The organism is Micromonospora sp. NPDC047134, from assembly GCF_040643455.1.
Classification (GTDB): domain Bacteria; phylum Actinomycetota; class Actinomycetes; order Mycobacteriales; family Micromonosporaceae; genus Micromonospora.
Window position 1 is genome coordinate 79,904 of the sequence record NZ_JBEYUI010000023.1, and the last position, 11,100, is coordinate 91,003.

General features: G+C 70.5%; 9 protein-coding genes. 4 read left to right on the forward strand and 5 right to left on the reverse strand.

Annotated elements, in window-relative coordinates; all coding sequences use genetic code 11:
• Nucleotides 1–72: 72 nt before the first annotated feature.
• The gene (locus ABZ795_RS23790; RefSeq protein ID WP_357531931.1) at nt 73–1,719 is read right to left on the reverse strand and encodes a GMC family oxidoreductase; all 1,647 of its coding nucleotides are present in this window, start codon (nt 1,717–1,719) and stop codon (nt 73–75) included.
• Between the two features lie 191 nt (nt 1,720–1,910).
• Between ABZ795_RS23790 and ABZ795_RS23795 the strand changes: the two genes are divergently transcribed.
• Together ABZ795_RS23795 and ABZ795_RS23800 are read left to right on the forward strand one after the other, a co-directional pair.
• The gene (locus tag ABZ795_RS23795; RefSeq protein ID WP_357531932.1) at nt 1,911–3,242 is read left to right on the forward strand and encodes a hypothetical protein; all 1,332 of its coding nucleotides are present in this window, start codon (nt 1,911–1,913) and stop codon (nt 3,240–3,242) included.
• A gap of 164 nt (nt 3,243–3,406) precedes the next feature.
• Complete coding sequence (locus tag ABZ795_RS23800; protein WP_357531938.1) at nt 3,407–4,477, forward strand: LCP family protein; 1,071 nt, start codon at nt 3,407–3,409, stop codon at nt 4,475–4,477.
• A 22-nt stretch (nt 4,478–4,499) separates the two neighbouring features.
• Here ABZ795_RS23800 and ABZ795_RS23805 read toward each other — a convergent pair whose 3' ends face one another.
• From ABZ795_RS23805 to guaB, 3 genes are all read right to left on the reverse strand, one after another.
• Nucleotides 4,500–5,858, reverse strand: coding sequence for a M1 family metallopeptidase (locus ABZ795_RS23805; protein WP_357531939.1), 1,359 nt, complete (start codon nt 5,856–5,858; stop codon nt 4,500–4,502).
• A gap of 194 nt (nt 5,859–6,052) precedes the next feature.
• A complete protein-coding gene (locus tag ABZ795_RS23810; protein WP_327024103.1) occupies nt 6,053–7,171 on the reverse strand; it encodes a GuaB3 family IMP dehydrogenase-related protein in 1,119 nt (372 codons plus the stop codon).
• Between the two features lie 30 nt (nt 7,172–7,201).
• On the reverse strand, nt 7,202–8,764 hold the full coding sequence (gene guaB / locus ABZ795_RS23815; protein WP_327024102.1) for an IMP dehydrogenase: 1,563 nt from the start codon (nt 8,762–8,764) through the stop codon (nt 7,202–7,204).
• Between the two features lie 207 nt (nt 8,765–8,971).
• On the opposite strand from guaB, the gene ABZ795_RS23820 reads away from it, so the two are divergent.
• Nucleotides 8,972–9,382: a DUF5319 domain-containing protein gene (locus ABZ795_RS23820; protein WP_327024101.1), complete on the forward strand. Its 411-nt coding sequence runs from the start codon at nt 8,972–8,974 to the stop codon at nt 9,380–9,382.
• Nucleotides 9,383–9,519: 137 nt separating this feature from the next.
• Here the strand turns inward: ABZ795_RS23820 and ABZ795_RS23825 are convergent, their stop codons facing one another.
• A complete protein-coding gene (locus tag ABZ795_RS23825) occupies nt 9,520–10,317 on the reverse strand; it encodes a response regulator transcription factor (RefSeq protein ID WP_327024100.1) in 798 nt (265 codons plus the stop codon).
• A 254-nt stretch (nt 10,318–10,571) separates the two neighbouring features.
• On the opposite strand from ABZ795_RS23825, the gene ABZ795_RS23830 reads away from it, so the two are divergent.
• Nucleotides 10,572–10,955: a WhiB family transcriptional regulator gene (locus tag ABZ795_RS23830; protein WP_327024099.1), complete on the forward strand. Its 384-nt coding sequence runs from the start codon at nt 10,572–10,574 to the stop codon at nt 10,953–10,955.
• The last annotated feature ends 145 nt before the right edge of the window (nt 10,956–11,100 follow it).

Consider the following 11,100-nt stretch of genomic DNA (forward strand, 5'->3'; position numbering starts at 1 on the left):
TATAAGCCGCGTATCAGCGACCAAAAGTGCAAGATCTGCGCGGAGATCAAGGGGCGCGGGAGGGTGCGGGGGTCAGGGGGTGGGGGGTAAGGGGCGGTAGGGGGTGCCTAGTGGGGGGCGGCGGTCGGGGGTGTTCTTGGGGGGCCAGAGGGACATGGCGCGTTCGGCCTGGGCGGTGATGGTGAGGGAGGGGTTGACGCCCAGGTTGGCGGAGACGGCGGCGCCGTCGACGACATGCAGGCCGGGGTGGCCGTAGACCCGGTGGTACGGGTCGATGACCCCCTCCTGGGGGGTCGCGCCGATCACCGCCCCGCCGAGGATGTGGGCGGTCATCGGGATGTCGAAGGGCTCGGTAAGCGCACCGCCGGGGGTACCCCCGATCTCCTCGGCCAGCAGTCGGGCCGCCCGGTTGCCGACCGGGATCCAGGTCGGGTTGGGCTCGCCGTGGCCGGGGGCGGCGACCAGGCGGGGACCCCACAGGCCGCGCCGCAGCCGGGTGGTCAGTGAGTTGTCGGCCGACTGCATCACCAGGGCGATCACCGTACGGGTGGACCAGTTCCGCACCGACAGGGTCCGGGCGGTCTGCCCGGGGTGCCGCAGCAGTTGACCCAGCCAGCGGCGTACCCGGTGTGGCCCGCCGTCGACCAGCAGGGACTGGAGCAGGCCCATCGCGTTGGAGCCCCGGCCGTAGCGGACCGGCTCGATGTGGGTCTGTGGGTCGGGGTGGAAGGAGCTGGTGATGGCCACCCCCTCGGTGTAGTCGACTCCGCTGGCGCGGGCCTGGCGTTGGGACACCGAGGCGCCGAGGATGGCCTCCGAGTTGGTACGGGTCAACTCCCCCAGCCGAGGCGACAGCCGGGGCAGGGCGCCCCGCTCCCGCATCTCGTGCAGCAGGCGTTGGGTGCCCAGGGCACCGGCGGCGAAGATCACCTGGTCGGCGTGGATCACTTGCCGACGGTTGCGCAGCCAGGCGCCGGTGCGTTCGGTGTGCACCGCGTACCCGTCGCCGGAAGGGCGCACGGCGGTCACCGTGGTCAGCGGGTGCACCTGGACCCCGAGCCGTTCGGCCAGCCACAGGTAGTTCTTGACCAGGGTGTTCTTCGCACCGTACCGGCAGCCGGTCATGCAGCCACCACAGTTGGTGCAGCCGGTACGCTCCGGCCCGGCACCCCCGAAGTAGGGGTCGGCGACCCGCTCCCCGGGCCGTCCGATGTACACCCCGACCGGGGTGGGGTGGAAGGTGTCCCCCACCCCCATCCGGTCGGCCACCCGCCGCATCGCCCGGTCCGCGGGGGTGACGAAGGGGTACGTGGTGACCCCGAGCATCCGTTTAGCCTGCGCGAAGTGCGGGGCCAGTTCGGCCCGCCAGTCGGTGATGTCCCGCCACTGGGGGTCGTCGTAGAAGGCGTCCAGGGGTTCGTACAGGGTGTTGGCGTACACCAGCGAACCGCCGCCGACCCCGGACCCGGACAGCACCAGCACCCCGCCCCCGGCGCGGCGGTCGGCCGCCCGCAGCAGGGTGAGCCGTTGCAGGCCGAAGCAGCCCAGTTTCGGGGCCCACAGGAACCTGCGCAGTTGCCAGGAGGTCTTCGGGAACTCGTCGTCGGCGAACCGGCGGCCCGCCTCCAGGACCCCGACCGTGTAGCCCTTCTCGGCCAGCCGAAGCGCGGCCACGCTACCGCCGAAGCCCGACCCGATGACGACCACGTCGTACCGCATGCAGGAATCATTACTCGTGGGTAGGCCGCGCGCCAGGGGTGGATCAGGCGATCTTCCAGCGCAAACGCGTCGGCCTCGTCGGGCCGGGAGACAACCCCGGGGCCGCGCCACGGCGTTGGACATACATGTCGTAGCCCGTCCATACAATGCGATCACTCGATGTGAGCGACATTCGAACGGGGAGGCTCAGCATGAGAACAGCTCGGCTCGTCATGGCCGCGCTGGTGGCGCTTACGGTCTTCGCGGTCCCGGCGGCGGCGCAGGCCGCCTCCGGCCCGCAGATTCAGTACGCGAGCAGCGAATTCGAGGGCAACACCGGCGTACTGCTCGTCGGCATCCGGTCGGCAGACGGAGTGTCCAGGGTCCACGCCGACGTCAAGAGCAGCACCGGCGAGATCATCGCCTCCACCGACTCGTTCTGGCGCTACCGCGGCGAGCCCGAGGACCAGAACCAGGTCTGGGCCACGCAGGAACCGTTCATCCTGCCCCAACTGGGCTACTACCCGGTCGACGTCGAGGTGACCGACACCAACGGCGTCACCACCCGGGTGACGAACGCCGGGAGTCTGGCTTACGTGGTCGTGACGTACATCGACTCGGTCACGGTCAAACCGGCCACGGCGACCTACGAGAGGCGGTCGGTCACCGTGTCCGGCGTACTCAAGGGCCGCCAACCCGGCACGATGGAAATCCGGCGGGTGGCCGGCGCGCCCATCTCCCTGTTGAACAGCGACTGGCAGGAGGCGACCACCGGCGCCGACGGCAAGTTCACCGCAGTGCTGCCGATCGTCGACAGCGGCCGCAGGATCTTCATCAACTACCCGTACAACCCGGCCCAGCCGCACCACCTGTCGTCGTCCTATGACACACCGGCCATCACGATCAAGCCGCGCGCGACCAGAGTGATCGCCACGGTCTCGGCCAAGAGGGTGAAGGCCGGCGAGTCGGTCACCGTCTCCGGGACCGCCACGTGGAAGACCCCGGACGGCTGGGTGCCGGTCTCCACCGGTCGGGTCAACCTGCTCTCCTGCGATGCCCAGGACTACTGCACCCACCTCGACGGCCTGCCAGTCGCCGCGGACGGCACCTACACGCTCACCGCTACGCCGTATATGAGCACGACGCTACGCGCCGTCTACTCAGCGCCGGACCGGCCGGACGGTTACCCGGACCCGTACGTGGCCTACAGCCAGCGGGACGTGGAAATCGCCGTGCTCCAGCCGTCGTCGATATCGGACTTCACCGCCTCGCGCGAGGCTGACGGTAGGGTGCACCTGCATGGGCACGTCCAGTTCCCGGGAGACATGACACCGGGATCCATTCCGGTCGAGTTCCAGTTCTCCGAGACCGGCACTGGTGATTGGGTCACCGTCGGCGACGACGATCAGTCGTACTGGGACGGCATGGGCTACGAGTTCGAGGGCCGGCTGACCGAGAGCCGTTCCGGCTGGTGGCGAGCGCGGTATCCGGGTGACCGGACCAGCTTCCAGGCCGCGGTGAGCAAGAAGATCTTCGTGCAGTGACCGTCCGGGCCCCCGGGATTCGCCGGGGGCCCTATCTCCGTCGGATTAGCCTGATCCGGCTCCAGCACCACGACGAAAGGTTCCCGGCCTTGAATCTTCGCAGTGGACCTTTTGGTGGCTCGACCCGCTGGGTATGGGGCGGCAACCGGAGGCGGTTGACGCTGGTGTTGGCCGGGCTGGTCACCATCGTGGTGATCACGGTGATCGGTGTGGTGTCGACGCGGGGCTCCGACGACGGGCACACGACACAGGCTGCCACGAGCGGCAGCCCGAGCACGTCGCCAAGCGTCAGCCTCAGCCCGAGCCCGCCGCCGGGCGCGGACATCACCGGTCCGCTGAACCTGCTGCTGGTCGGCATCGACACCCGGGTCAGCGTGCCGGGTTGGGAGCCGCACGCCGACGCGGTGCTAGTCCTGCACGTACCGGCGGGGTTGTCCCGGGCGTACCTCTTCTCCCTCCCCCGCGACCTGGTGGTGGACATCCCGGCCTTCGAGCCGGCGGGCTACCGGGGCGGGCGGACGAAGCTAACCAACGCGATGAGTTACGGCAGTCGGGTCCCGGACCGGCCGAAGGAACCCGACCCCGCCCAGGGGTACGAGTTGCTCAGCCAGGTGGTCAGCGAGTACACCGGGTTGCGCCTGGATGCCGGGGCGGTGCTCACCTTCGGCGGGTTCGACGAGTTGGTGGACAGCCTCGGCGGGGTCGACATCACCGTCGAGCAGCGGGTGGTCTCGCGGCATCGTCAGCCGGACGGCAAGCACCGCTCCCCCGGCCCCGGGGTGGGCGGGTACGTGGGGCCGCGGATGGTCTACGAGCCCGGGGACCGGCACCTCAACGGCTGGCAGGCGCTGGACTACGCCCGCCAGCGTTACCTGCCCGGTGGCGACTACACCCGGCAACGCCACCAGCAGCAGTTGATCCGGTCGCTGGTCGGCAAGATCCTCGACACCGACCTGGCCCGGCAACCGGAGCAGGTCGAACAGGTGGTGACGGCCCTCGGCGAGATGCTGCTCTATGTCGGGGGGCGGCGGATCGTGGAGTTCGCGTACGCCCTGGGTGGGTTGTCTCCCGAGGCGCTGACCCTGGTCACCCTGCCCGGGGCGGCGGTCGGTCGGGGCAACGCCTACCGGGGCGAGGAACTGACCGCTACCGGCCGTCGATTCCTCACCGAGTTGCGGGCCGGCCGGGTCGACGAGTTCCTCGCCGAGCACCCGAAGCTGGTGGTGCCCCGATAGCCGGTCAGGGCGGGGCGGCGGGTCAGGGCAGTGGCGGTGGGGTGGTTCCGGACAGCCAGGCGTCGAAGAACGAGCCCAACTGACGCCCGGAGATCCGCTCGGCCAGGGCGATGAAGTCCTGAGTGGTGGCGGTGCGGTCCCGCCGCTCACTGGTCCAGGTCCGCAGGATCTGGAAGAAGACCTCGTCACCGACGGTACGTCGAAGCGCGTGCACGACCACCGGACCCCGCCGGTAGACGGCGGTGCTGAACATCTGGTCCAGGCCGGGATCCAGGGCCGGTTGGGACCAGTTCGTCCATTCGTACTGCTGCTCGAAGGTGCGCTGGGCGCTGGGCCCGCCGTCGTGTTCGGTCCAGAGCCACTCGGCGTAGCTGGCGAAGCCCTCGTTGAGCCAGATGTCGCTCCACCGGTTCAGGGCCACGCTGTTGCCGAACCACTGGTGGGCCACCTCGTGGACGACCACGGTGTAGTTGGGTTGGCCGCTGCGGAAGAAGCCCGGCCCGTAGACCGGCCGGGACTGGGTCTCCAGCGCGTACCCGATCCTCGGGTCGGCCACCGCCACCCCGCCGTACGACTCGAAGGGGTACGGCCCGAAGAGACCGGCCAGGAAGTCGGCGATCTCCCCGGTACGCGACAGGGTCCGGGCCTGCGGACCGGTGGCCGGCACAGCGGCGGGTACGGCGGTGACCATCGGCTTGCCGTCGTGGGTGGCGACATTCAGCCGGTAGTCGCCGATCACCAGAGTGGTCAGGTAGCTGGCCATCGGTGACCGTTCCGCCCAGCGCCAGGTCGTCCACCCGTCGGCCGTGGTCCGCTCCCCCGGTACCCCGTTGCTCAGCGCGGCCAGCCCCTGGGGAACGGTCACCTCGATGTCGTAGGTCGCCTTGTCGGAGGGGTGGTCGTTGACCGGAAACCAGGTCGCCGCCGAGTGCGGCTGTCCCAGGGCGATCGCCCCGTCGTCGGTGTGGTGGAAGCCGCTGCCGCCCAGCACCCCGTCCGTGACCGCCTGGGGTACCCCGGCGTAGCCCACCTCGACGGTGAAGCGGCCGAGGTTCTTCAGCTTCCGGCTCGGGGTGACGATCAACTCCCCGTCGTCCTGCCGGTGCTCGGCCGGGTCACCGTCCACAGTGACCTTGTCGGCCTGAAGACCGGTCAGGTCCAGGTTGAACCGGGACAGGTTCTGGGTGGCGGTCGCCGTGACGACGGCCACCCCGGTCAGTCGGTCCTCGGCCGGGTCGTAGCGCACCTTCAGCCGGTAGTGCTCCACGTCGTAGCCGCCGTTGCCGCTGCCCGGCGCGTACGGATCGGCCAGGTCCACACTGCCCGGCCGGAACCCGTCGTCACTGTCCCCGGTGCAACCGACCAGGACAACGGCAGCCATCACCGCAGCCGCCGCCGTCCGCACCCCCCGCCCAACCACCCGATTCACCCCGGTCACTCGCCGAGCCTACCGCCGCCAGCCGCGCCGATCATGCACTTACGGTCACGGCGAACCACCACGAACCACCACGAACCGGCGACCAGAAGTGCATGATCGACGGGGCGCGGGGAGGGCGCGGGGGGGTGGGGTGGGGTTTAGCGGTCCAGGACCAGGCCTACTTTTTGGAATTCCTTGAGGTCGCGGTAGCCGCACTTGGCCATGGCTCGGCGGAGGCCGCCGAAGAGGTTGAGTTGGCCGTCGGGCTCGTCGGCCGGGCCGAAGAGGAGACGTTCCATCGAGCCGATGGAACCACCGGCGGTCTCGAAGGCACCCCGGGGCAGGGAGGGGTGGCTGGCCGCCGAGTGCCACCAGGCGCCACCGGCCGGGGCCTCGTCGCAGAGCGACAGGGGCTCGCCGAGCATCACCGCGTCCGCCCCGCAGCCGAGGGCCTTGGCGATGTCCCCGGAGGTACGGATGTCCCCGTCGGCGATCAGGTGCACGTACCGGCCGCCGGTCTCGTCCAGGTAGTCCCGCCGGGCGGCGGCGGCGTCGGCGATGGCGGTCGCCATCGGCACCCGAATGCCGAGCACCGACTCGGTGGTGGACCACTCGTCGCCACCGATGCCGATGATCACACCAGCCGCGCCGGTACGCATCAGGTGCAGGGCGGTCTTGTAGTCCGTGCAGCCGCCGACGATGACCGGCAGGTCCAGGTCGGCGATGAACTCCTTGAGGTTCAGCGGCTCGTCCGTGGTCGAGACATGCTCGGCCGAGACGATGGTGCCCTGGATGACCAGGATGTCCACCCCGGCGTCGAGGATGACCGGAGCCAGGGCCAGGGTGTGCTGCGGGGAGACCCGGACCGCCACCGTGCCGCCGCCGGCACGCAGCTCCCGGACCCGCTCGGTGATCAGATCGGGCCGGATCGGCTCGGCGTACACCTCCTGGAGCCGCTTGGTGGCGCGGGCGTCCTCGTCCAGGCCGGCCAGCTCCTCCAGCACCTTGCTGGGGTTTTCGTAGCGGGTCCACAGCCCCTCGACGTTGAGCACCCCGAGGCCACCGAGCTGACCCAGGCGTACCGCCGAGGCCGGGCTCATGGTCGCGTCCGAGGGGTGCCCCACGCAGGGGATGCCGAACTGGTACGCGTCCAACTGCCAGCCGGTGGAGACGTCGTCCACGTCCCGGGTACGACGGCTCGGCACGATGGCGATGTCGTCAAGGTGGTAGCCGCGCTGCGCGGTCTTGCCCATCCCGATCTCGACCACGTCACGCATGGGGGGCTCCAGTTTCCAACGAAAGGGGTGTCAGCGGGTGTGGTAGTTCGGTGCCTCGACGGTCATCTGGATGTCGTGCGGGTGGCTCTCCTTGAGCCCGGCCGCGGTGATCCGGATCAACTGGCCACGCTGGTGCAGCTCGCTGATGCTCTCCGCGCCCGCGTACCCCATCGCCAGCCGCAGCCCACCGACCAGCTGGTGGGCCATCCGGGACAGCGGCCCACGGTAGGGCACCTGGCCCTCGACACCCTCCGGGACCAGCTTCTCGTCGCTGGTCACGTCCTGCTGGAAGTAGCGGTCCTTGGAGTACGACTTGGCCTGCCCACGCGACTGCATCGCGCCGAGCGAACCCATCCCCCGGTACGCCTTGAACTGCTTGCCGTTGACGAAGATCAGCTCACCGGGGCTCTCCTCGCAGCCGGCCAGCAGGCTGCCGAGCATCACCGTGTCGGCCCCGGCGACCAGGGCCTTGGCGATGTCGCCGGAGTACTGGATGCCACCGTCGCCGATCACCGGCACCCCGGCCGGACGGGCCGCCCGGGCGGCCTCCATGATCGCGGTGATCTGCGGCACCCCGACACCGGCCACGATCCGGGTGGTGCAGATGGCACCCGGCCCCACGCCCACCTTCACCCCGTCGGCGCCGGCGTCCACGAGGGCCTTGGCCCCGGAGTAGGTGGCCACGTTGCCGCCGACGATGTCGATGGCCACGTCCTTCTTCAGCCGGGCGACCATCTCCAGCACGGCCCGCTGGTGGCCGTGGGCGGTGTCCACGATCAGCACGTCGACCCCGGCATCGACGAGCGCCCGGGCCCGCTTGTAGGCGTCCTCGCCGACCCCGATCGCCGCGGCCACCCGCAGTCGGCCGGCGTCGTCCTTGGTGGCGTTCGGGTACTGCTCGCTCTTGGTGAAGTCCTTGACGGTGATCAGCCCGCGCAGCTTGCCGGCCCCGTCGACGATCGGCAGCTTCTCGACCTTGTGCTGGCGCAGCAGGCCCAGGGCCTCGTCCTTGCTGACCCCTACCGGGGCGGTGACCAGGGGGGACCGGGTCATGATGTCGCGGACCGGGGTGGCCGGGTCGGAGACGAACCGCATGTCGCGGTTGGTGACGATGCCGACGAGTTGCCCCTCGGCGTCCACCACCGGGACCCCGGAGATCCGGTAACGCCCACAGAGCTGGTCCACCTCGCGCAGGGTGTCGTCCGGGCTGGCGGTCACCGGGTTGGTGATCATGCCCGACTCGGAGCGCTTCACCAGGTCGACCTGGAGCGCCTGATCCTCCACGGAGAGGTTGCGGTGCAGCACACCGATGCCGCCCTGGCGGGCCATCGCGATCGCCATCCGGGCCTCGGTCACCGTGTCCATCGCGCTGGACAGCAGCGGGATGGAGAGGGTGACGTTGCGGGTCAACCGGGTGACCGTGTTCACCCGGCTGGGCACCACGTCCGACTCGCCGGGCTGCAGCAGCACGTCGTCGAAGGTCAGCCCCAAGGGCACCACCCGGGCCGAGCCCGCGGGCAGCTCGGGCAGATGGCCGCCCAGCTCGCCAGCATCGGCGCTGGCGGAAAGGTGGGTCTGGGGCGAAATCTCCACGATTGCTCTCCTGAGCTGCTCGAACGGGCTGCAGTGAGGTGGCTTGGCGGCACCGGCTACTGCCGGGCAGGAAGGCGTCGCCCCCATCGTACCCAGTGGCTCCGGTGGCACCCGCGTCTGGCGGTCCACCCGGCCAGGCAACGCCTTCAGCCTGGCTTGCGCGAAGGGGGACGGGCATCGGCGGGTGCTTAGGTCTACGGTGAGGGGGTGCAAGACGAGCCCATCGACCCCTTCACCGGTGATCCCGCCGATCCGGCAGCCGGGTTGGACGACCCTGACCGCGACTCCGCGATCGACCCGCTGACCGACGTCGAACGCCAGGACGTGCTGGAAGACCTCGCCGATCTGGAGATCTACCAGGCACTGCTCGCGCCGATCGGGGTACGCGGACTCGTCATCGAGTGCGAGGACTGCCGGGAGCCGCACTACTTCGACTGGGACCTGCTGCGGGGCAACCTGCGGCACCTGCTCAGCTCCGGGCGGCCCCGGGTGCACGAACCGGCCTTCGACCCCGATCCGGACCACTACGTCACCTGGGACTACGCGCGCGGCTACGCCGACGGGGTGCACGACACCCTGAGCGAGGGCACCGAGGACGAAGCCACCTCCCGAGACTGACCAGCCCACCGCGCGTCCCCCGCCGTACACCCGGCCGCCGCATGGCCGCCCGGAAGGCAAAAGCCCGACCGGCGTACGCCCGGCTTGCCGCCTCATGCCCGGCGGACCGGATGCGGGTCGGGGCGGTGGGGTGGGCGTCAGGCCACCAGGCCGGCTCGGAAGCCGGCGGCCACCGCGTGGGCCCGGTCCCGCGCCCCGAGCTTGCGGAACAGCCGTCGGGCGTGGGTCTTCACGGTGTCCTCGGAGACGAACAACTCCCGGCCGATCTCGGCGTTGCTCTTGCCCTCGGCCATGCCCAGCAGCACCTGCAACTCGCGTTCGGTGAGCCCGACCGTGGACCGGTCGGCGCGGGGCGGCCGGGCGACCGGGCCCGCCTCGGCCGCGGCCTCCGGCTCGGCCGGGTCCTCGCCCCGCTGCACCGGCACCATCGATGGGCCACCGGCCGGGTCCGTGGCCGGCCAGGTCGGGGAACTCTCCCCGGCGGGCCGACCGTTGGATGCCGGCCGAGGGCTGCCCACCGTGGCGGTGTCCCGGGCGGGGTCGGCTATCCGGTGCCGGTTGGCCCGGCCGGGGGCGGCCAACAGCAGCAGGGCCTTGGCGACCGCACTGGTCAGGTCGTGGTCGACGCCCTGGATCAGGCCGCGTGCTCCAGCGTGGATGGTCGCTGCGGCGGCCTCGGACTCCTCCATGCCGAGCAGCAGTACGGCGGCCTGCGGCGCGCGGGCCAGCACCCGCCGCACGAAACCGGCGCTGTCCGGTCGGGTCAGGGCGGTGTCGGCGAGCACCACGTCGGCGGGACGCTCGGCCAGCCGCAGCATCACCTCGGGGTCGGAGACGGCCGTCCGGACAGCACCGGACAATCCCAGCCGCGCCGCTGCGGAAGTCAAATGCTGTGCAGCGAGCGGCGTCCGAACGCACACAAGAACGGTACGCACAACGATCTCCTCTCCGCAGACGAGCAGACCATGACCGGGCAGCCTCGGGAGGAGGTTCCGGGCAATCCTCCCAACTTTTCCGACAGATAGGTCATTTGCCCCAAGTCGCCGAAGCTTTTGATCACAGGACGTGTGAGCCGAGGACGGTGGGGGTACCGGGGGCTCAAGGCCGGGAACGGTGCCCTGCGCGGCCCGCCACCCGGACAAGCCGGCCAACAAGCATCTCGCGGTGCCGCGCGAGAGGAGGGGTGCTGATGTCGAACGTACGTAGACTTCCCGGACCCATCGTCGACCTGTGGGACTGGCAACGGCTGGGCGCCTGCCGTGGCCGGGACAGTGCGCAGTTCTTCCACCCCGACGGCGAGCGGGGCTCGTCGCGGCTGCGCCGGGAGTCGGGCGCCAAGGCCGTCTGCCGCGCCTGCCCGGTACGGGCCGAGTGCGCCGCGCACGCCCTGACCGTGCGGGAGCCGTACGGGGTGTGGGGCGGCTTCAGCGAATCCGAGCGGCTGCGGCTGCTCGCGGTCGGCTGGGAGGATCTCGCCGACCGCCGACAGACCCGGGTGGACGTGGCCCGGCTGGAGGCCCGGCTGGGCAGCAGCCACCGGTCCACCCTCCCCACCCAACGCAACGTCGCCTGATCCACCCCATAGCCACCGCTGCCGCGCCCCTGTCCAGGGGCGCGGCAGCGTCTCGTGTTTTGACCGTTGTGTGGGCAGGGTGGTCTGGCGGTGTGGTGTGGGTGTGTTGGTGGTGGTGTGGTGAGGGTTGTTACTTGCCCTTGTG